Here is a 21,426-nt window from a genome sequence, read left to right on the forward strand (position 1 = left end):
AACGGAGGAGTTTTTTCATGGATAAGAAAATCGAAGTCCTATCAACGACGCGTATTAAATATTCGTCTGACTTGTATAAAATTGTTGATAGCTTGAATCGTACGTTAAAAGAGCAGGACCTCATGTTCGGATTGGCATTAGACGAAAAAGATAAAGAAACAGCTGTATTTACGATTTACAGAACGTAGTGATACAATGAAAAAGTGGATCTTTGCAATCGTTATCGTAATCGTTGCTAGCGGAATATATGGGGCGTATGTTTATAATAAAGCAATGGAAAAGAAACTTCCGAAAGAGGCAAAATCTGTAGAAATTGCGAAAGAAAAGGCAAAGCTTACAAAAGTAAAATCTGTTGATTATTATAACGGAGAATCTTCATATACAGTCGTACAAGGTACAGATGAAAAAGGAGAGCAACTTATCGTTTGGGTGCCTGAGAAAAAAGGGGAAACAATAGTAAGGAAAAAGAGCGAAGGTATTTCTGAAAAAGATGCTTTACAAAGAACGATTGAACAAGTCGGAGATGAAAGTAAAGAATCAAAAAGTAAGCCGAAAGAAATTTTAAAAGCAAAATTAGGCTTTGAAAACAATATACCATTATGGGAAGTTACATATATTGATGATGAAAATCGTTATAGTTATTACTATCTTGCATTTAAAGATGGTCAGTTTTTACGACGATATAGCATTGAAAAATAGATGTAGGGGGAACTACAAATGAAATTAGCAAAGCGAGTAGCTGCTTTAACACCATCTGCAACTTTAGAAATTACAGCAAAGGCGCAAGCATTAAAAGCAGAAGGTCATGATGTAATTGGATTAGGGGCAGGAGAACCTGACTTTAATACGCCAGAACATATTATGGATGCTGCACATAAAGCGATGTTAGAAGGACATACGAAGTATACACCAACAGGTGGATTACAAGCGTTAAAACAAGAAATTGTGAAGAAGTTTACTCGTGATCAAGGAATTGCGTATGATCCGTCTGAAATTATTGTATGTAACGGCGCAAAGCATGCATTATATACATTATTCCAAGTATTACTTGATGAAGGAGATGAAGTTATCATCCCAACGCCTTACTGGGTAAGTTATCCTGAACAAGTAAAACTCGCTGGAGGTAAGCCAGTTTATGTAGAAGGTCTGGAAGGTAATGAGTACAAAATTACAGCAGAGCAGCTACGTGAGGCAATTACAGAGAAAACGAGAGCAGTTATTATTAATTCACCGAGCAATCCAACAGGAATGATTTACAGCAAAGAAGAATTACAACAGCTTGGAGAAGTATGTTTAGAACATGATATTTTAATCGTTTCAGATGAAATTTATGAGAAATTAATTTATGGTGGAGCGGAATATACTTCAATTGCCCAGCTTTCTAATGCATTAAAAGAACAAACACTTATTATTAATGGTGTATCTAAATCTCATTCTATGACAGGATGGCGTATTGGATATGCAGCAGGAAATAAGCAGCTTATTAAAGCGATGACGAACTTAGCGAGTCATAGTACGTCAAACCCTACTTCAATCGCTCAATACGGCGCAATCGCGGCATATGCAGGCTCACAAGAACCTGTAGAAACAATGCGTCAAGCATTTGAAGAGAGATTAAACATTATTTATGATAAATTAATTCAAATTCCTGGATTTACTTGCATTAAGCCACAAGGTGCATTTTATTTATTCCCTAATGTAAAAGAAGCTGTAGCTTTATCAGGATACGAAACTGTTGATGATTGGGCAAAAGCTCTATTAGAAGAGGAAAAAGTGGCCCTTGTACCAGGTACAGGATTCGGTGCTCCAAATAACGTTCGTTTATCATATGCGACATCTCTTGAACAAGTAGAGAAAGCATTAGAACGTATTCATACGTTTATGAAAAGTAAAGTGCAAGCTTAATTGTATATTTTATTAACGCAATACAAAAAAACCTTCCTACATAATAGGGAGGTTTTTTTGACGAATTGTGGCAAAAAGAAATAGCAAAAGGTGTGTTATACTAGAGAGCGAGGTGTTTGGTGATGAAAAAGAAAATGATGTTACAGTGGTTTGAACAGGGAAGCATTGCAATTCCAAAATTACTTATGATGCATTATAAAAAACTAGGGTTAAATGAAACAGAATTTATGGTTGTACTTCATGTACACACATTTTTAGAATCGGGCAATTCGTTTCCGACTCCGTCAGAGATTTCAGAACGGATGACAATTACTGAAATGAAATGTATGGAAGTAATTCAGACATTGATTCAAAAAGGATTTTTATCACTAGAAGGTGGACAAAAATCAGAAGCGATGATGTGTGAAAGTTATTCTTTACAACCGCTATGGGAAAAAATATTGCATTTCTTAATGAATGAATCAATAGAGGAAGAACAAAAAGAAATAAAACAACTGCAAGTAAATTTATATACAGTATTTGAAAAAGAATTTGGAAGACCACTTTCTCCATTTGAATGTGAAACGTTGGGAATGTGGGAAGATCAAGATCAACATCATCCGAATTTAATTCAAGCGGCCCTCAGGGAAGCTGTAATGAGTGGTAAGCTTAATTTCCGATATATTGATCGTATTTTATTTGAGTGGAAGAAGAATGGTATTAAAACAGTAGATCAAGCCCAAAACCAAGGACGAAAATTTAGAGCAAATCAACAACGAACGCAGCAAACGACAAAACAAGAGACGAAATTTACTGGAAAAGTGCCTTTTTATAATTGGTTGGAGCAGTAATGTAGGAGGAAGTATATGTTAAATAAAACGCAAATTCGCTATTGTTTAGACACAATGGCGGATATGTATCCAGAAGCACATTGTGAATTAATTCATGATAATCCATTTGAATTAGTAATTGCGGTGGCATTATCTGCACAATGTACAGATGCACTTGTAAATAAAGTGACGAAAAATTTATTTCAAAAATATAAAACACCAGAAGATTATTTAGGTGTTTCTCTAGAAGAGTTACAACAAGATATACGCTCTATTGGATTATACCGAAATAAAGCAAAAAACATTCAAAAATTGTGCCGGATGTTGCTGGATGATTATAACGGAAAAGTTCCAAAAGACCGTGACGAACTGACGAAATTACCAGGTGTAGGAAGAAAGACGGCAAATGTTGTAGTGTCGGTAGCGTTTGGAGTTCCGGCAATTGCGGTCGATACGCATGTAGAGAGAGTCAGTAAACGGTTAGCGATTTGTAGATGGAAAGATTCGGTGTTAGAAGTGGAAAAGACATTAATGAAGAAAGTTCCGATGGATGAATGGGGCGTTACACATCATCGTATGATTTTCTTTGGGCGTTATCACTGTAAAGCACAGCGTCCACAATGTGAAGAGTGCCGCTTACTAGAAGTATGTCGTGAAGGAAAGAAGCGAATGAAGGGGAAATAAAGGATGGAGCGAGTGATAGAGATACCGAAAGAATTCCGTTCATTACCATTTTTTAAAGAAAATAAAAATTCGATTGAGTATCATACAGAACAATCTTTTGAAGAAATAATACAAAATACTTACTTTATATTTGATATTGAAAGACAATATGAGCCGTGGAATGAAATTGAAAATAGTATTCCTATACTGTTGAATGCATGGAAAAATAAGCATGAAGAGATTGCTACACTATTTCGAAACAGAAATAAGCAAGAAGCTGAAGGCCCAATGATTCTTTTTGCAGCACATTTGTTATCAATTGTATATTGGCTAAATGAGCAACCTGTTCATAGTTTGACCGAAATGGAAGATTACACGAGTAAATTGGAAGTACAACCAGTTAATTTTATAGAGCGATATTCGTTCATTATAAAGAAATCGAATAATTATCATTCTTATATTCAGTTAGCGCAGTTGTATATTGAATTAGAAAAGCTTTATGTAAAGAAAATGATAACAAAAAAGAAGTCCTTTTCTCGTTAAGAGAAAGGACTTCTTTTTTGGATTAAGACTCTGTTGTAACAACATTTCCGTCTGCGTGAGGTGTATCTCCTCCGGTATTTTGTTGTTGTTCTTGTTGCTTGTGTTGTTCTTCTTCAGCTTTTTTTCTAGCCGCCTCTTCTTCAGCTTTCTTTCTAGCAGCTTCTTCTTCGGCTTTCTTTCTAGCAGTTTCTTCTTCAGCTTTCTTTTGAGCTTCTTCTTGTTGTTTACGTTGTTGTTCTTGTTCTTGTTGCTCCTGTTGTTTACGCTGTTCTTCAGCAGCCTTTTTCTGAGCTTCTTCTTGTTTTAGTTTATCTTCATTAGCTTTTTTCTGAGATTCCTCATCAGCTTTTTTCTGAGCTTCTTCTTCAGCCTTCTTCTTAGCAGCCTCTTCTTCAGCTTTCTTTGGGTCTGGAGTTCCACCAGGCGCAGTGAAGGATGCACCAACTGCAGGGCTTGTTCCAGTACCTTTTTTCGCTACTACAGAGAAGCTGTAAGTAACGCCTGGTTTAATACCACCAAGAGTAGCTGTCGTACCTTTTATTGATAAACTACCACTTGAACCGTCAGTCGCTTTATAGCTTGCTGCATACGCATCAACTTCTGCTGGTCCAGACCAGTTTAGTGTAACTGTGCTAGCACCATCGAAAGTGACATTAAGACCACTAGGTGCATCTACTTTAATTTGTTTAATTGCATCTTTTTTCGCACCTTTTACATATAACTCTCCGTTTATTTCTTGTACAGAAGAAGGACGTTCGAAACGAGATTTATCTGTAGCGAATTTGCTCATCATTACTTGGAACATTTGTTGCGCAATTCTAGTAGAACGATCGCCAATATAATTTTCTGGACCATCCTTTTCGTAACCAGTCCATACTGCCATTGTATATTGCGGTGTATATCCAGCGAACCAGCTATCTCGGTTTGCATCGGCCGGAATACCATATTTTTTAATAACGTCTTCATCAAAGTTTTGTGTTCCTGTTTTACCGGCTACATCAACACCTGAAACGTATGCTGTTGGACCTGTACCACCAGAACCAGGTTTTACTACGTCACGAAGAACGTCAGTCACCATGTAAGCTGTGTAGTCTTGCATCGCACGTTGTTCTTTCGGTTTAAAACTTTTCTTTTTCCCATCCGGGAAGATAACTTCTTTTACAAAGTGCGGTTTATTGTAGTTACCATCATTACCAAAGGCTGCATATGCCCCCGCTAATTGTAATGGAGAACTATCGTTACTACCAATTGCTGTTGATTCATATGTTTTACCGTCTTTAAATGTCATACCCAAGCCTTCAGCAAACGCTTGTGACTTAGGAAGGCCAACCGCTTGGGCTGTTTTTAAAGCCGGGATGTTTAATGATTTTTTCAAAGCTTCACGTAGTGAAACGTCACCTTTGTAACTATTTGTTGCATTTCGTATTTTTTTACCATTGGAATACGTATACTCTGAGTCATTTAATTGATGGTATGTAGACCATTGTAAATTCTCAATTGCTGGACCGTAGTCGAAAATTGGTTTCATGGTTGAACCAACTTGGCGTTTTAAATCAATGGCCATATTATGACCTTTGAAAGTAGACTTACTTTCTTTGCGCCCAGCTCCAATTGCTCGAACTTCTCCAGACTGTGTATCCATAAATACGAATGATCCCTGGAATTGATCGTTCGGATACTTAATAAGATTGCCATCCATAATTTTATCAGCGTAATCTTGAGCATCTTGATCAAGTGTTGTATGGATCGTTAAACCATCTGAACCGATATTTATATCCGGATATTCTTTTTCAACTTCTTTTACAACAGCATCTAAAAATGCTTGATACTTCATCTCAGTTACTTCTGAAGACGGTTGAAGACCCTCAGTTACAGGGATTTTCATTGCGTTATTCATTTCATCTTTTGTTATATAACCATGTCGATGCATTAATGATAATACGACGTTACGACGTTGTGTAGCTCGTTCAACGTTGTCTTGTTTTGTTGGATCATAAATATTAGGACCTTGGGGTAAACCAGCTAGCATAGCAGCTTCATGTAACTGTAAGTCTTTTAAATCTTTGTCATAATATTTTTTGGCTGCTGTTGCAATACCATATGAACGGTTACCTAAGTTAATCTTATTTAAGTACATCTCTAAAATCTCATGTTTAGAGTATTGTTGCTCTAATTTATAAGATAGGTACCATTCTTGTACTTTTCTCTTTGCAGTTTTGTCCATCGTTAGAAAATAGTTTTTGACTACTTGTTGTGTAATCGTACTACCACCTTGAGATCCGAATCCTCCAGTGACATTTTCCATAACTGCTTTTGTAGTTCGTTTAAAATCAATTCCATTATGCTCATAGAAACGTGAATCCTCAGTTGCAAGGAATGCATTTTCAACTACTTTTGGAATTTGATCATAAGTGACGTGGGTTCTTTTTTCAGCACCGTATTCATAGAAAAAGTTCCCATTCTTATCAAGAAACTTTGTTGATAAAGGATTGACAAGTTTTGATTTGTCTAATTTTGGAGCGTCCTTCACCATAACAAAGAAAGCGGAAACGCCAGCTACAAGACCAACGATACCAAGAAGTAGACAACCTATAAGGAATTTTTTTAAAAAGGAGCCTTTTTTCTTTGGTTTTTTCTCTGTATTTGTTTCTTGCTTTTGATTTTTTACATGATTTCGTTCTGTACGAGAACGATAATTATCTGACATTATACTTTCTCCTACCTTTCATTCTCTCCCCAAAAGTCGAAAAAAGAGCCTTAGTGATGACTCTATCACGAAAAATAAACGGTGTCTAGTACACGGATATAATCAATCCGAGGGTGATAACCGCATGATAATAAAGATCCATGCTCTACTATTTCTTCTTTCGTAATCGATTTTCGTCCACCAGTATTTTGACGATTCCAAAATGCAATAATATGTTTTGCATCTAATAAATAAAGTTCATCAAAAAGTGTAAATTTAATAATAACAAATGCGATTCCATTATGAGCGATTACTTGCTTCATATGTTCAATTTGATGAAGGTGGAAGTTTTGAAGTGGAAAGCTGGTTTTGTTTTTTGTTTCTTTCGCTTCAAAATCGATGTATTTCCCTTTATATACACCGTTGTAATCTGTTGTAGAAGGTTGTTTAAAATACGCTTCTTTTACCACTGCAGCACTTCGAGCGGGGTAATCTACTTTTACAATTTGAAGAGGTGTAGGTTTTTTATGTACACAGGCAATATTATGGGTTAAGTAATATTCATTTGTTTCATTCAATTCCTCTTCAAGGGACATACCTCTATTACTATAAGCATGTTTTTTAATTGGTGTTTTATGAGGTTGTGAAGCTTGATTGTACCGTTTTCCATTTGGGTAACGAATGGTCATAGTGTGTCCACTCCCAACTTACTAAGAATTACTTACAAAGGTGATTATAACAAAAAATGAAAAAAGATGTGACCTTTTTGAAGAAAGGTATGATGACTAGTTTATGTTTACATGGAATGATTATAGAAAAATTGAACAATATCGTAAAAATATGGTTTGTACAGAAGAAGAAAAAACAATCGTTTACAACATTAAGAAGGAAACGAAAATAGCTAATATGGATAACATTTCTCGAACACAGTCTTATCAAGAATTTTATGTAAGAAATAGTGAAATCAGGTGGGCCTTTTTGGCGAGTATGGTTTCGAGAAATGCGGGATGGAATATGACTGATTTAAAAGGGAGGTATTATGCTACTGTTTTACCTCAAACAGTAAAAGAACATTTGTTTCTGACTTATGAAGAAGCGAATTGGATTATTTTTTTAGATGCATTTCCTCAGCTGTTGTTATACGAAGAAAGTAAGAGGAGGCAGGTGCCACTATTCTATTTGTTACAATATTTCAACGTATCAATTTTCATGGAAAAAGAATGGATATATTTTTGGGAGGAAAAAGATATAAATAGGCTCATGATAGCGCTTATTATAAATGAACAAAATAAAATTCAAAAACCAGTTATTGAGAATGCATATTTTAAAAAACATGTATTCCATACAGCACTTTTTAAATTACAAGAAATGCTTCATGTTAGTGCCGTTATTTTTCCAACCGTTGAAGGGAATATGTATGGTTTTTCAGTTTATCAATTTGAAACGTTACAAAAGCGTATAGAACTAGGGAAGAAATTAGCGGAATTACTGTTTCATCCAAATTACAAAAGTTTATTCCATAGGTTTGCATTGCAAACTATACACACAGGATCAAGAGCAGATTATGAATGTTATGTAAGAGAAGCTAGAAAATCTTGTACGCCAGCCCTTAGGGAGGTTTATCCTGTTGTTACACATAAGGAAATAAGTAAGAGAGATTGGTTTTGTAGAGGTATGGAAATAAATGAGCTATTTTTATTGGAAGACTATAAGGGGGAAGTCGATATAACAGAATGGTATAAAAGAAAAAGGGAGCAAATCTATGTTGCTTCTATTATAAATCGTTTTGTTAAAAGGATGGATGAGTTCGTGATATAATAAAAAAGAAGTCCCGTCTTCATAAATGAAGACGGGACTTCTTAATGTGAAGTAATCCTGCCATGTGTGTTAAAAATTTAATCTCAAAACGTAATAAATATAAGAGATCAAGGACGTTTCAGAATTTAGCTTTTTGTAAAAGCATTAAAGTTTCACTTTATGTAGCAGGGAAGTTTGGACCATCTAACTTTGGATTGCCGGTCTCGGGTTTATTTTGTTTGTTTTGTTTTTTCTTTTTTTCGTTTTTATTTTTTGGCATTTTCATACACCTCCTTTTTGTATTGTTACCATTTCTATAAATGACATACAAAATGATTTCTTTGACGAATAACAACTAGTTTTGTCATGTGGGCAGGAGTGAGGAATCATTCGGCGAAATTACATGACAAAGGAAAAGCAAAGAAGGGGGCGTTTTGTATATGGCGATGGTTCAGAAGGAAGATGTAATGAAAACAATGGATCAAATGTTAAGTTCTCTCGATTTGCTGCAAATGAATATAGGGATTAGAATGAATCATGCATTGAAGGATAAAAGGGAAAAAATATGCAATAAGATAGAAATAACCGAAATGCATATTGAGCATATGGAAAATAAATTAGTGCATCACGAAGAAAAAGGGAATTGGGTGAAGGCATTTCAAAACGTCGTAGTGAGTGCATAATAAGGTGGGAATAAAATGAAGTATGAAGCATTAATACAGTCTTCGGAAAAACTTATGCAGCATAATAATGAAGCGAATGTGAAAAAAAGAGAAATGATTGAATACGATTTTTATAAGGATATGAAACCATTCGTAGATATGGTAGATGCAGAATTAAAAGTGTGGAAAGAATTAGCTTATAAATGGATTAAGGAAGAAAAACCGAAGTATATACATGTACAGCAAATTGATCAAGTGTACGATAATTTACAAACAAATGTGTTGCAATGTTTTGTAAATAAAGGTAAAGGTAAGCGATTCTTTGAAACACACCAAGCCATTTCGTATACTTTGCAAAATATAATTGAGCAATGTAAGTAACAAGAGGGGAAACCCTCTTGTTTTTTTTATGCTTCTGTCATTGTTGTAGGTTTTGTTGCCCCGTTTATTTCTAATTCTTTTATTAATGTTCGATAATCTGAAATGCATATTTTTCCTTCGAGATACCAATGTCTCGCAAAGTCTAACAATTCATTTACATTTTCTGTGTAATACCCTTTTTTTTGAGAAAACGCTTGTTTTAAATCCCCTAATACCATGTTGATTCCTCCCCCATGAGAATCTTCTTCTTCATTATCATAGCATGGAAGGGTTTTCTTTTTTAATTTTTTAAAAATTTAAACTTCCGACAAAAATAGACAGATACTCCGTCACACATATTATTTTGCAGGTACATATTATATATGTAGAAACTTATGTGAAGGAGGAGAGAATGCATGTTTCAACAACCCAACGTATATCAGCAAGCTAATCCATATACACAGCAAAATATGTACCAATATAATACAGATACATATTTACGGTATAATATGTATCCTTTCGAGCCTTATTATGGAAACCAAAATTACTATCAACCATTTGAAGTGTCGTTTATGAATCAGCAACAACCGCAGCAACCATATATGAACCAACAACAGCAACCGTATATGAATTCGCAATATTATATGCCGCCATCCCCTTATGGAAATCAACAAGCGATGTTTTATCCACCAAAACAACCGTATCCGATGCAGAATAAACAAAAACAACAACAGCAACCGAGTCAGTTTTCTAGTTTTGTTTCTCAATTTAAAAATTCAGATGGTAACTATGATGTAAATAAAATGATGAATACAGCTGGACAAATGATGAATGCGATGAATCAAGTGACAGGTATTGTAAAGCAAGTTGGAGGATTTTTTGGTAAGTAATTTTGGAGGTTTGTCTACAAAAAGTATTGTATATGAAGTAGGGACTAGACAAATTTCCTTGTAATAAATGGGTATATATAACAAACGGCTTTCCCTCTTTTCTCATATTGTAAAGTGTAATCAGATTTTTTTTATGAGAGAGGAGAGAAAAAACTATGTATCATTGTCATCCTTGCTTTGGAGGGCATAAGCCTACAGGACCTATTTGTACGACTGCTCCTGTCATTCATCCGACGAAACAATGCGTCACACATTCTTTTTCAACAACGGTGGTGCCACACATTTTCCCGACACATACAACACATGTACACCATCAACAAATTAAAAACCAAAACTTCTTCCCACAAACAAACTCAAATGTAAATGTTGTAGACCCAGTTGATCCAGGATTCGGGGGCGGATTCGGGGGCGGATGTGGACCGTGTGGTCATGGCCATCATGGACATCACGTATCACCATTTGGGCCAGGACCAAATGTATCACCATTCGGACCAGGACCAAATGTATCACCAGTAGGTCCGAATATTGGACCAAACGTTGGTGGAATATTTAAATAGTAAATGATATGTTAGAACTAGCAAAATGCTAGTTCTTTTTTTGTAATTGGAGTGTTAATATGAAAGTTATTGCTGTAACGGGATATAAACCATTTGAACTTGGTATATTTAAAAATGATCATCCAGGGGTGGAATGTATAAAAAAGGCATTGCACCGAAAATTAACTACTTTTGTAGAAGAGGGTTTGGAATGGGTGATAATAAGTGGGCAGTTAGGGGTCGAATTATGGGCTGCTGAAGTTGTTTTTGAAATTCAAGTAGAATATCCAGATTTAAAATTAGCGGTGTTTACTCCGTTTTTAGAACAAGAAGAAGGCTGGAAGGAAGATAACCGTGAATATTACGAATTTATTCTCTCTCAAGCAGACCATATTGATAGTATTACGAAACGGAAGTACGAAAGCCCAGAGCAATTTAAATTAAAAAATCAATTTTTTATTGAAAAAAGTGATGCGCTTTTAGCTGTATATGATGAAGAAAAACCAGGGAGCCCTAAATATATTGTAGAAGCAGCAAAGAAAAAAGGAGAAATAGAAAATTATCACAGTTATTTCATTCTTTTTTCCGATTTACAAGATATAATAGAAGAGGAACAATGGAATAATGCTGAGTAATATGTAATATAGTACTCGTATATATGATTGACAAAAAGCATTGTTTCTGAAAAAATTTAGTTAATGAAAGTTTTGGCAAAAATTTGAGGTGAAGAAAATGATTTCGGATAAAATTAAATTAACGGCGAAAGATATTTTAGAAAAAGAATTTAAAACAGGTATGAGAGGTTATCAACAAGAAGAAGTAGACAAGTTTCTTGATATGATCATTAAAGACTATGAAGCTTTCCACAAGGAGTTTGAGCAATTAAAGCAACAAAATGCTCGTTTAAAACGTGAACTAGAAGAACAAAAACTAGCAGCAACGCAAGTTCCACAACAACCTGTACAGACACCAGTTGCACAACCGGTATATAACAGCACGAATACGGATATTTTAAAACGTCTATCTAATTTAGAAAAAGCTGTATTTGGAAGTAAGTTATACGAATAATTTCTGGTGGAAAATGGTTAAAGCAGTTTACATAGAAAAAAACATTGCAAAATCTTTTTGTTTCCACTATACTAATGGATGTCATAACGTTTGGGTAATCGCTGCAACGCCAACGTTGTAGAGGAAAGTCCATGCTCGCACGGCCTGAGATGGCTGTAGTGTTCGTGCCTAGCCAATTCATAAGCTAGGGTATTCTGGCTGTAAGGCTGGTTTAACGGCAGGGAAAAAACCTAAGTCCTTTCGGATATGGTTTGACTACCTTTAAAGTGCCACAGTGACGAAGTCCTTGAAGAAATGATAGGAGTGGAACGAGGTAAACCCCACGAGCGAGAAACCCAAATAATGGTAGGGGAATCTTTTCCAAGGAAATGAACGATGGGAAAGGACAGGTTGTATAACCTGTAGATAGATGATTGCCACCGGAGTACGAGGCGTGGGCCGTTTGCAGTACAAAGGAACAGAACATGGCTTACAGAACGTTATGAACCAACTATGAAATAACTCAGCTCTCCTTTGTTAGAGGAGGGCTTTTTATTTGTATGAAGTTATAATTTATGAGTTAAAATGGTTAATGAGAAAATTCTTCGTAAAATGTAATAATTAATAGGACATATTGCTATTAATTATTGTTTGATTATACATAAGAGGTGAATGCAAATGGGAAAAGTTACTTTAATCGCAACAGCGGCAATGGGTATTGAAGCATTAGTTGCCCGAGAAGTTCGTGATCTTGGTTATGAATGCCAAGTAGAAAACAGCAAAGTAACATTTGAAGCAGATGAAAAGGCGATTTGTCGAACAAATTTATGGTTACGTACTGCGGACCGTGTGAAAATTAAAGTTGGTGAATTTAAAGCGACAACATTTGATGAGCTGTTTGAGAAAACGAAAGCATTAAACTGGGGAGATTATATTCCAGAGAACGGTGAGTTCCCTGTTATCGGTAAATCTTTAAAATCTGAGTTATTCAGTGTTTCGGATTGTCAACGTATCGTTAAAAAGGCTGTCGTTGAAAAATTAAAAACAACATATAAACGTACAACGTGGTTTGAAGAAGATGGCCCGTTATTCCGTATTGAAATCGCAATGTTAAAAGATATTGCAACATTAACGATTGATGCGAGTGGTGTTGGACTTCATAAACGCGGATACCGTATGGATCAAGGGGAAGCTCCTTTAAAAGAAACATTAGCTGCGTCTTTAATTAAATTAACAAACTGGAAGCCAGATCGTCCATTTGTTGATCCATTCTGTGGATCAGGTACAATTCCGATTGAAGCAGCATTAATTGGACAAAATATTGCACCAGGATTTAATCGTGGTTTCGCGTCTGACGAGTGGGGCTGGGTAGGTAAACAAAACTGGCGTGAAGCTCGTCAAGAAGCCGAAGATTTAGCGAATTATGATCAACGACTGCAAATCATTGGATCAGATATTGACCATCGTATGATTCGAGTTGCCCAAGATAACGCAGAAGAAGTAGGTTTAGGTGATTTAATTACATTTAAACAAATGCAAGTAAAAGATTTCACAACAAAAGAGGATTATGGCTATGTTGTAACGAATCCTCCATACGGAGAACGTTTAAGTGAAAAAGCACTTGTTGAACAATTGTATAAAGAAATGGGACAAGTATTCCGTCCATTAGATACATGGTCAGCATATGTATTAACAAGTTACGAAGCATTTGAGAAGTGCTACGGAAAAGATGCATCGAAGAAGCGTAAACTGTTTAACGGATTTATCCGTACAGATTACTACCAATACTTCGGAAAACGTCCACCGCGTAATTCATAGTATAAAACTCCTCCAGCGCGCATATACTGGCTATTATGTAATGCGTAAAGGAGGAACTGATATGGATAGTTTCCAATTATCAATGATTCAAAAGGCTATTCACCGCACGTATGATGAGCTCGGAAAAGAAGTGGATAGTCAAGGTGCGATGGTAGATGAAATACAAAAAGCACAAGAAGAATATTTGTCAGCTCTTTCACATGAAACAGCGATTGATAAACGGTATTTAAAGTCATTAATATAGAAGAAAATTTTCCTTTTTCGGAAGGGAAATTTTTTTTCGTGTATTTCTATGTATTGCAACAGGGGAAAGCGACTGTATACATATGAGTAGCGGTTGTTGTATCTTTTATAGAAAAACTTTTTGGTTGGAGGCTAAGGATGTTTACTGAGAAGAGATTACCATTTGAAGTAGGAAAACAAGATAATTTTTATGATAAGTTGAATGAGTGGATTGGAGATGTGTTTTACGACATCCTTCCGGAAAAAGGCTTTGAAGAGCGTGATGAACAAATTTTTATGGCGTTTCAATTAGAACGTGCTTTCCAAGAAAAGAAAGTTATGTTCGCAGAAGCAGGTGTAGGAACTGGGAAAACAATTGTATATCTTCTATATGCAATTTGTTATGCACGTTATACTGGAAAGCCAGCTATTATCGCTTGTGCAGATGAAACGTTAATTGAGCAGCTTGTGAAAGAAGAAGGGGACATTGCTAAATTATCTGAAGCACTAGGACTATCTGTTGATGTAAGACTTGCAAAATCAATGGATAATTATTTATGTTTACGTAAACTTGAAGATGTTATGAGTGGACGAGCTCCAGAAGTAATTGAAGATGTATACTACGAATTACCACAGTTTGTATTCGATCACGGTACGATGCAAAACTTTACTCACTATGGTGACCGAAAAGAATTTCCGCTTTTAAATGATGAGGAATGGTCGAAAGTAAACTGGGATTACTTCCAAGATTGCTTCACTTGCGATTCGCGTCATCGTTGTGGTCAAACTCTTTCTCGTGAGCATTATCGTAAAGCAGCAGATTTAATTATTTGTTCTCAAGATTTCTATATGGATCATATTTGGACGTACGATGCTCGTAAGCGTGAAGGGCAAATGCCGTTATTACCAGAAAGTAGCTGCGTTGTATTCGATGAAGGACATCTTGTAGAATATGCAGCTCAAAAAGCTTTAACATACCGTTTAAAGCAAACGATGATGGAGCAACTTTTAACAAGATTATTACAAAATGATATTCGTGAAGAGTTTGCACATTTAGTAGAAGAAACAATTTGGCAAACAGAGCGATTCTTTGATGTGTTACAAGAGAATAAAAAGGAAATTGCCGGTTCTGATCGTTTAGAAATTACTGTGACAGAAAAAGTAACTGCTGAAGCGAAGCGACTTTATGCGAAAATTGGTGAAGTCGGTGATGCATTAGTATTTGAAAGTGAAATGCATACAGTAAACACGTATGATTTAAATATCGTTGATGAACATTTAGATGTATTAGAACATTCACTTCGTCTGTTTATGCACGAGAAAAATGTAATTACATGGGGTGAAGAAGGTGATGGAGCCTTCACGTTAGTAATTATGCCACGTGCAGTTGAAGAAGTATTACAAGAGAAAGTGTTCTCGAAGAAAATCCCGTATATTTTCTCTTCTGCTACATTATCTAACAACGATTCATTCACGTTTACAGCAAATAGCCTAGGGGTAAAAGATTACTTATCATTCTCAGTTGCTTCACCATTTGATTACGAAGAACAAATGGCAGTAAACTTACTATCGCATACGAGAGAAAATGAATGGGAAAGAAAGTGTCAATATACACTTGAAAATATACAAAAGACAAATGGACGTACTCTTGTATTATTCCGTACAACGCAAGAACTTGCGGCGTTCAAAGAATATGTAAGTAAAGAACAAATGTCAGTTCCGTTCTTATATGAAGGGGATCAAGAAATTAGTCAGCTCGTTTCACGTTTCCAAAATGAAGAAGCGACTGTACTTTGTGCCGTTCATTTATGGGAAGGTTTAGATATTCCAGGTTCATCATTATCACATGTTATTATTTGGTCATTACCATTCCCTCCAAACGATCCTGTGTTTGAAGCGAAGCGTAAACATGTAAATGATCCATTCTGGGATGTAGATGTACCATATATGATTTTACGTCTTCGTCAAGGGATTGGTCGTTTAATTCGTACGAGCGACGATAAAGGTGCTATATCAATCTTCTTATCTGATACAGAAGATGAGAAAGTGGTAGAAGCGGTGAAAAAGGTACTACCAGTAGAAGGTAAAGAATTATAAGGAGAGAGCTTGGCGTTTGCCAAGCTTTTTTTCTATTATAAAAGGAATTTAGATTTTCATGTCGAATTAAGTTTGAGGTAGAAAAGGGAGGTTTTTATACGATGACAGTAGCTACATATGAAGTAGAAAAACAATTTTTAACATATGTGAAGAAGATACAGAACTACGGAGAAGCATTAAGTTTAATGTTTTGGGACTTAAGAACAGGTGCGCCTAAAAAAGGTGTAGACCAGCGATCAGAAGTAATTGGTATGCTTTCATCAGAAGTGTTTGCCATGTCGACTTCAGAGGAGATGGGAAATTATTTAATAGAGCTTGAAGCTTTAATAAGTGAAGACAAACTTTCTGAAACGACGAAGAAAATGGTTGAAGAGTGTCGTAAAGAATATGATAGAAATAAGAAAATTCCACAAGCGGAATATGAAGCGTATGTGAAATTAGAAGCGAAAGCAGAAAGTGTGTGGGAAGAAGCACGCGAAAAATCTGATTTTGAAATGTTCCGTCCGTATTTAGAACAAATAGTTGAATATAAAAAGAAATTCATTACATATTGGGGTTACGAAACATATAAATATAATACATTATTAGATATGTATGAACCTGGTATTACAGTAGAAGTGTTAGATCACGTATTTGGTCAACTTCGTGAGCGTATCGTTCCGCTCGTAAAAGAAATATCAGAGTCGCAAAAGAGATTAAAGACTAGTGCTTTATCAGAACATTTTTCAAAAGAGAAACAAAAAACCTTTACATTAGAGCTATTAAAACAATTGAATTATGACTTTGAAGCAGGTCGTCTTGATGAAACGGTACATCCATTCGAGATTACATTAAATAGAGGAGATGTTCGTATTACGACACGCTATGATGAAAAAGATTTCCGTATGGCTGTGTTTGGAACAATTCATGAATGTGGTCATGCTGTATATGAACAAAATATTGCAGAACAATTTGAAGGTACACCGCTATGTAGTGGAACATCTATGGGTATTCACGAATCACAATCATTATTCTTTGAGAACTTTATCGGTCGTAATAAATCATTCTGGAAGAAAAATTATGATTTATTAAAAGAGTATAGCGATGGTCAATTCAATGATATATCAGTAGATGAGTTTTACGATGCGATTAACGAATCGAAACCATCATTCATTCGTATAGAAGCAGATGAGCTTACATATCCGCTTCACGTTATGGTTCGTTATGAACTTGAGAAAGAATTATTTGATGGCACATTACAAGTGAAGGATTTGCCAGCAGCTTGGAATGATAAGGTGGAAGCATATTTAGGAATTCGTCCGGAAAGTGATGCGCAAGGTGTATTGCAAGATGTTCACTGGGCTGGCGGTTCATTTGGATACTTCCCATCTTATGCGCTTGGTTATATGTATGCAGCACAATTTAAGCAAAGAATGTTAAAAGACATTCCGAACTTTGATGCATTATTAGAAGAAGGAAATGTAACGCCAATTCGTGAATGGTTAACAGAAAATATTCACCAATATGGTAAAACGAAAAAGCCACTTGAAATTTTAGAAGATGTAACAGGCGAAGGCTTAAATGCAAACTACTTAGCGGATTATTTAGAAGCGAAGTATAAAGAAATTTATGAGTTATAAAAAAGAGCTGCTTAATTGCGAAGGCACTGAAAAAGTGATTGCTTTGAAAAAATAACGTGTATTTTATCAATATATAGAAAAACAAAGGAGACCATCACCTGTATACAGTAGGTGGTGGTCTCCTTTTTCTTATTAGGTGGACTTTTTCAGTGGCCTCTTAATTGCAGCTCTTTTTTTTAAGGGGGTAGAAGAATGGTTTATACATATACAGTAATGACGCAAGAAGAAGCGGAAGAAATTGCATATAACTGGCATTATGAAGGGGAATATTCCTTTTACGATATAGAGGCAGATGAAGAAGATTTAGCTGAATTTTTACATGATGAGAGTAGAGGAGATCATACTTTTTCTGTGAAGGAAAATGGCACTCTCATTGGTTTCTTTAGTTTTTGTAAAATAAATAATGGAACGGTTGATATAGGGCTGGGAATGAGACCTGATATAACTGGAAGTGGATTAGGTTTACAGTTCGTAAACGCTGGATTAGATTTTAGTAAAGAAAAATATAGTTGTAATAATATAACGCTATCAGTAGCGACATTTAATAAAAGAGCAATTAAAGTGTATAAAAGAGCAGGATTTGAAGCTGTTGGAACGTTTATTCAAAAAACAAATGGTAGTTGTTTTGAGTTTTTGAAGATGAATTATATATGTAAAATGATTAAGAAATAAATAATACTTTTTGTAATTGGGAGTTTTGAAATTTTGATAGATGATGTGTATGATTGAAGTTTAATAGCAAATAGCAAATAGCAAGTTTAGTAAGGAGAGATAGCATGATTACAATTAAAACGAAAAATGAAATAGATTTGATGCACGAATCTGGAAAGTTACTTGCTTCATGTCATAGAGAAATTGCGAAAATGATGAAACCGGGTGTTACGACAAAAGAAATTGATACGTTTGTTGAAGCGTATTTAGAAAAGCATGGTGCAACATCTGAACAGAAAGGTTACAATGGGTATCCATATGCGATATGTGCATCTGTAAACGATGAAATGTGTCATGGGTTTCCGGCCGATGTTCCTTTAACTGAGGGTGATATTGTAACAATTGACATGGTAGTAAATTTAAATGGTGGTCTTTCAGATTCTGCTTGGACGTATATAGTTGGAAAAGTTTCTGATGAAGTAGAAAGGTTATCGTTAGTAGCTGAAAATGCTTTGTATAAAGGGATTGATCAGGCGGTAATTGGTAATCGTGTAGGAGACATTGGCTATGCAATTGAAAGTTATGTAGCAAATGAAGGTTTTTCTGTCGCAAGAGACTTTACGGGACATGGAATCGGTAAAGAAATTCATGAAGAACCAGCAATTTTTCATTTTGGTAAGCAAGGGCAAGGGCCGGAGCTAGAAGAAGGAATGGTAATTACGATTGAGCCTATTGTCAATGTAGGTATGCGATATTCTAAAGTAGATTTAAATGGATGGACCGCGAGAACGATGGACGGGAAATTATCAGCTCAATATGAGCATACAATTGCGATTACAAAAGATGGGCCAATCATTTTAACAAAGATTTAATATGATATGTAAGAGTTTACAAAAATCGAACGAAAATGATATTTTTATAACATTTGTACGTGTTTTATTAAGAAATGCTTTTCAAAGTATAAAAATTGCGTTATAATCCTTCTATAAAATAAATAGTTAGCTACACTCATATAATCGCGGGGATATGGCCTGCAAGTTTCTACCGAAGTACCGTAAATACTTTGACTATGAGTGAGGACGAATATATTTGCTTGTTTAGCATTCTTTTTTTGCGAAACTCCAAAAGCGCGTCTCTCACTTGTAACGAGTGGTGGCGGCTTTTGGAGTTTTTTTATTGCATAAGAGGGGGAACAAACATGAAAGTATTACAAGAAAAGATTTTGAATGAAGGAAAGGTTTTATCTGGTGACGTATTAAAGGTAGATTCTTTTTTAAATCACCAAATTGATCCAGTACTTATGCAAGAAATCGGAAAAGAATTTGCTAAACGTTTTAAAGAAGAGAACATTACAAAAATCGTGACGATTGAATCTTCAGGCATTGCACCGGCAGTTATGGCTGCATTAGAGCTTGGTGTAAAAGTAATCTTTGCAAGAAAACGTAAATCGTTAACGTTACAAGATAATATGTATGTTGCAAGCGTATATTCATTTACAAAACAAGAAACAAATGAAATTTCATTATCTCGAAATCATATCGATGAAAATGATCGTGTATTAATCATCGATGACTTTTTAGCAAACGGCCAGGCTGCTTTAGGTTTAATGAGTTTAGTAGAGCAAGCTGGAGCGAGTATTGCAGGAATTGGAATTGTTATTGAAAAAGCATTTCAAGATGGAGGAAAGAAGCTTCGTGAACAAGGAATTCGTGTTGAATCACTAGCAGAAATTGCATCACTTGATAACGGCACAGTTACATTTGTACAGCAAGAAACTGCGGAGGTGAAATAAACGATGAAGCAACATCCATTTAAAATCGCATCGCTTGGTATGCAGCATATGCTTGCTATGTATGCTGGCGCAATTATCGTTCCGCTTATTGTCGGCGGCGGACTTGGTTTAAATCAAAAAGAGTTAACATACTTAGTCTCAATTGATTTATTAATGTGCGGCGTTGCGACAATTTTACAAGCATTATCAAATCGCTTTTTCGGTATTGGACTTCCAGTTGTACTTGGTTGTACATTTACAGCGGTTGGGCCGATGATTGCAATCGGAAAACAATACGGCGTGTCTTCTATTTATGGAGCAATTATTGCTGCCGGGTTATTCGTTGTTATTTTTGCGAAATTATTTGGAAAGCTTGTAAAACTGTTTCCACCTGTTGTAACAGGATCTGTCGTTACTGTAATTGGAGTTACACTTGTTCCAGCTGCTATTAATGATATGGCTGGAGGAGTAGGAAGCAAAGATTTCGGAAGTCTTGAAAACTTAGCGTTAGCATTTGGCGTGTTACTATTTATCATCATTATGTATCGTTTTTTTGATGGATTTATTCGTTCAATCTCTATTTTACTAGGTCTATTGTTCGGTACAATTGTTGCAGCTTTCATGGGGAAAGTTAGTTTACAAGCGGTTGGAGAAGCGGATTGGTTCCATGGTATTCAGCCATTTTATTTTGGTACACCAACATTTGAATTAACGCCAATTATTACGATGATTCTCGTTGCTTGCGTAGGGATTGTAGAAGCAACAGGTGTTTACTTTGCATTATCTGATATTTGCAATAAAAAGATCGGTGAAAAAGAATTAACAAAAGGCTATCGCGCAGAAGGATTAGCAATGGTGTTAGGTGGTATTTTCAACGCGTTTCCATATACAACATACTCTCAAAACGTAGGACTTGTTCAATTAACAGGAGTAAGAAATCGCGTTATTATTTATACTTGTGGTGGTATGTTAATCGTTCTTGGGTTCATTCCAAAAATCGCAGCTATTACAACTATTATTCCGAAATCAGTACTTGGCGGTGCGATGTTAGCGATGTTCGGTATGGTAATGGCATATGGTATTAAAATGTTAAGTAGCGTTGATTTTGGTAAACAAGAAAACTTATTAATCGTTGCATGTTCTGTTGGAATTGGACTTGGAGTTACAGTCGTTCCTACTTTATTCTCACAACTTCCTGAAAACATTCGTATTTTAACAGATAACGGAATTGTACTTGGAAGTGCGTCAGCAGTACTGTTAAATATCGTATTTAATATGGTGCCGCAGCGCAAAGTGAAAGTAGAAGAAGAGCCAGTGTCTATGCAAAGTGCAGTAAGAGAAGCGTAAAAA

The 21,426-nt window shown here is 35.6% G+C and carries 25 protein-coding genes, 1 other RNA gene and 1 riboswitch; of the genes, 22 read left to right on the forward strand and 4 right to left on the reverse strand.

Features of this window, described 5'->3' with window-relative positions; translation table 11 throughout:
* The first annotated feature begins 17 nt into the window (after positions 1 to 17).
* The 6 genes from CO726_RS07765 (at position 18) to CO726_RS07790 (ending at position 3,920) form a co-directional block, all read left to right on the forward strand.
* The gene (locus CO726_RS07765; protein WP_000358352.1) at positions 18 to 188 is read left to right on the forward strand and encodes a YpmA family protein; all 171 of its coding nucleotides are present in this window, start codon (positions 18 to 20) and stop codon (positions 186 to 188) included.
* A 7-nt stretch (positions 189 to 195) separates the two neighbouring features.
* Positions 196 to 699 carry a cell wall elongation regulator TseB-like domain-containing protein gene (locus CO726_RS07770; RefSeq protein ID WP_099683868.1) on the forward strand — a complete coding sequence of 168 codons (504 nt, stop codon included), beginning with the start codon at positions 196 to 198 and terminating at the stop codon, positions 697 to 699.
* Positions 700 to 717: 18 nt separating this feature from the next.
* Positions 718 to 1,905 (forward strand): aspartate transaminase AspB, encoded by a 1,188-nt coding sequence (gene aspB, locus CO726_RS07775; protein WP_099683869.1) that lies wholly within the window; start codon positions 718 to 720, stop codon positions 1,903 to 1,905.
* 122 nt (positions 1,906 to 2,027) lie between these two features.
* Positions 2,028 to 2,735, forward strand: a complete 708-nt coding sequence (dnaD, locus tag CO726_RS07780; protein ID WP_000728549.1) for a DNA replication protein DnaD — start codon at positions 2,028 to 2,030, stop codon at positions 2,733 to 2,735.
* 15 nt (positions 2,736 to 2,750) lie between these two features.
* Complete coding sequence (gene nth, locus CO726_RS07785) at positions 2,751 to 3,398, forward strand: endonuclease III (protein WP_099683870.1); 648 nt, start codon at positions 2,751 to 2,753, stop codon at positions 3,396 to 3,398.
* A 3-nt stretch (positions 3,399 to 3,401) separates the two neighbouring features.
* The gene (locus tag CO726_RS07790; RefSeq protein WP_099683871.1) at positions 3,402 to 3,920 is read left to right on the forward strand and encodes a YpoC family protein; all 519 of its coding nucleotides are present in this window, start codon (positions 3,402 to 3,404) and stop codon (positions 3,918 to 3,920) included.
* Positions 3,921 to 3,942: 22 nt separating this feature from the next.
* Here CO726_RS07790 and CO726_RS07795 read toward each other — a convergent pair whose 3' ends face one another.
* Both CO726_RS07795 and recU read right to left on the reverse strand, forming a co-directional pair.
* A complete protein-coding gene (locus tag CO726_RS07795) occupies positions 3,943 to 6,627 on the reverse strand; it encodes a PBP1A family penicillin-binding protein (protein ID WP_099683872.1) in 2,685 nt (894 codons plus the stop codon).
* 65 nt (positions 6,628 to 6,692) lie between these two features.
* The gene (gene recU / locus CO726_RS07800; protein WP_098759486.1) at positions 6,693 to 7,295 is read right to left on the reverse strand and encodes a Holliday junction resolvase RecU; all 603 of its coding nucleotides are present in this window, start codon (positions 7,293 to 7,295) and stop codon (positions 6,693 to 6,695) included.
* A 103-nt stretch (positions 7,296 to 7,398) separates the two neighbouring features.
* On the opposite strand from recU, the gene CO726_RS07805 reads away from it, so the two are divergent.
* Positions 7,399 to 8,424: a DUF2515 domain-containing protein gene (locus CO726_RS07805; protein ID WP_099683873.1), complete on the forward strand. Its 1,026-nt coding sequence runs from the start codon at positions 7,399 to 7,401 to the stop codon at positions 8,422 to 8,424.
* A 157-nt stretch (positions 8,425 to 8,581) separates the two neighbouring features.
* Here the strand turns inward: CO726_RS07805 and CO726_RS31725 are convergent, their stop codons facing one another.
* Positions 8,582 to 8,758, reverse strand: a complete 177-nt coding sequence (locus tag CO726_RS31725; RefSeq protein ID WP_080345072.1) for a phage portal protein — start codon at positions 8,756 to 8,758, stop codon at positions 8,582 to 8,584.
* Positions 8,759 to 8,843: 85 nt separating this feature from the next.
* Between CO726_RS31725 and CO726_RS07815 the strand changes: the two genes are divergently transcribed.
* On the forward strand, positions 8,844 to 9,086 hold the full coding sequence (locus CO726_RS07815; protein WP_136699465.1) for a hypothetical protein: 243 nt from the start codon (positions 8,844 to 8,846) through the stop codon (positions 9,084 to 9,086).
* A gap of 15 nt (positions 9,087 to 9,101) precedes the next feature.
* Positions 9,102 to 9,446, forward strand: coding sequence for a YppE family protein (locus CO726_RS07820; RefSeq protein WP_098759483.1), 345 nt, complete (start codon positions 9,102 to 9,104; stop codon positions 9,444 to 9,446).
* Between the two features lie 26 nt (positions 9,447 to 9,472).
* Here the strand turns inward: CO726_RS07820 and CO726_RS07825 are convergent, their stop codons facing one another.
* Entirely contained in the window at positions 9,473 to 9,664 is a 192-nt protein-coding gene (locus CO726_RS07825) for a YppF family protein (RefSeq protein ID WP_000242661.1), read from the reverse strand.
* A gap of 177 nt (positions 9,665 to 9,841) precedes the next feature.
* Between CO726_RS07825 and CO726_RS07830 the strand changes: the two genes are divergently transcribed.
* From CO726_RS07830 to pbuX, 13 genes are all read left to right on the forward strand, one after another.
* Positions 9,842 to 10,315, forward strand: coding sequence for a YppG family protein (locus tag CO726_RS07830; protein WP_098759482.1), 474 nt, complete (start codon positions 9,842 to 9,844; stop codon positions 10,313 to 10,315).
* Between the two features lie 155 nt (positions 10,316 to 10,470).
* On the forward strand, positions 10,471 to 10,872 hold the full coding sequence (locus tag CO726_RS07835) for a CotD family spore coat protein (protein WP_099683874.1): 402 nt from the start codon (positions 10,471 to 10,473) through the stop codon (positions 10,870 to 10,872).
* A gap of 59 nt (positions 10,873 to 10,931) precedes the next feature.
* The gene (locus tag CO726_RS07840; protein ID WP_099683875.1) at positions 10,932 to 11,486 is read left to right on the forward strand and encodes an SLOG family protein; all 555 of its coding nucleotides are present in this window, start codon (positions 10,932 to 10,934) and stop codon (positions 11,484 to 11,486) included.
* A gap of 97 nt (positions 11,487 to 11,583) precedes the next feature.
* Positions 11,584 to 11,919 (forward strand): cell division regulator GpsB, encoded by a 336-nt coding sequence (gene gpsB, locus CO726_RS07845; RefSeq protein WP_098759479.1) that lies wholly within the window; start codon positions 11,584 to 11,586, stop codon positions 11,917 to 11,919.
* Positions 11,920 to 12,005: 86 nt separating this feature from the next.
* An RNA gene (gene rnpB / locus CO726_RS07850) (RNase P RNA component class B) lies at positions 12,006 to 12,396 on the forward strand.
* Between the two features lie 180 nt (positions 12,397 to 12,576).
* Positions 12,577 to 13,716, forward strand: coding sequence for a THUMP domain-containing class I SAM-dependent RNA methyltransferase (locus CO726_RS07855; RefSeq protein ID WP_000521224.1), 1,140 nt, complete (start codon positions 12,577 to 12,579; stop codon positions 13,714 to 13,716).
* Positions 13,717 to 13,777: 61 nt separating this feature from the next.
* On the forward strand, positions 13,778 to 13,960 hold the full coding sequence (locus CO726_RS07860; protein WP_060630215.1) for a DUF3921 family protein: 183 nt from the start codon (positions 13,778 to 13,780) through the stop codon (positions 13,958 to 13,960).
* Positions 13,961 to 14,097: 137 nt separating this feature from the next.
* Positions 14,098 to 16,035 carry an ATP-dependent DNA helicase gene (locus tag CO726_RS07865; protein WP_099683876.1) on the forward strand — a complete coding sequence of 646 codons (1,938 nt, stop codon included), beginning with the start codon at positions 14,098 to 14,100 and terminating at the stop codon, positions 16,033 to 16,035.
* Positions 16,036 to 16,136: 101 nt separating this feature from the next.
* On the forward strand, positions 16,137 to 17,654 hold the full coding sequence (gene ypwA / locus CO726_RS07870; RefSeq protein ID WP_099683877.1) for a carboxypeptidase: 1,518 nt from the start codon (positions 16,137 to 16,139) through the stop codon (positions 17,652 to 17,654).
* A 192-nt stretch (positions 17,655 to 17,846) separates the two neighbouring features.
* Positions 17,847 to 18,326: a GNAT family N-acetyltransferase gene (locus CO726_RS07875; protein ID WP_098759476.1), complete on the forward strand. Its 480-nt coding sequence runs from the start codon at positions 17,847 to 17,849 to the stop codon at positions 18,324 to 18,326.
* Positions 18,327 to 18,430: 104 nt separating this feature from the next.
* Positions 18,431 to 19,177, forward strand: a complete 747-nt coding sequence (locus CO726_RS07880; RefSeq protein ID WP_099683878.1) for a type I methionyl aminopeptidase — start codon at positions 18,431 to 18,433, stop codon at positions 19,175 to 19,177.
* Between the two features lie 116 nt (positions 19,178 to 19,293).
* A riboswitch (purine riboswitch) is annotated at positions 19,294 to 19,395 on the forward strand.
* A 108-nt stretch (positions 19,396 to 19,503) separates the two neighbouring features.
* The gene (locus tag CO726_RS07885) at positions 19,504 to 20,097 is read left to right on the forward strand and encodes a xanthine phosphoribosyltransferase (RefSeq protein ID WP_099683879.1); all 594 of its coding nucleotides are present in this window, start codon (positions 19,504 to 19,506) and stop codon (positions 20,095 to 20,097) included.
* Positions 20,098 to 20,100: 3 nt separating this feature from the next.
* Positions 20,101 to 21,423 carry a xanthine permease PbuX gene (gene pbuX, locus CO726_RS07890; RefSeq protein ID WP_058839595.1) on the forward strand — a complete coding sequence of 441 codons (1,323 nt, stop codon included), beginning with the start codon at positions 20,101 to 20,103 and terminating at the stop codon, positions 21,421 to 21,423.
* Positions 21,424 to 21,426 lie beyond the last annotated feature (3 nt).

Origin of the sequence: Bacillus fungorum (assembly GCF_002746455.1) — a bacterium.
Taxonomy (GTDB): domain Bacteria; phylum Bacillota; class Bacilli; order Bacillales; family Bacillaceae_G; genus Bacillus_A; species Bacillus_A fungorum.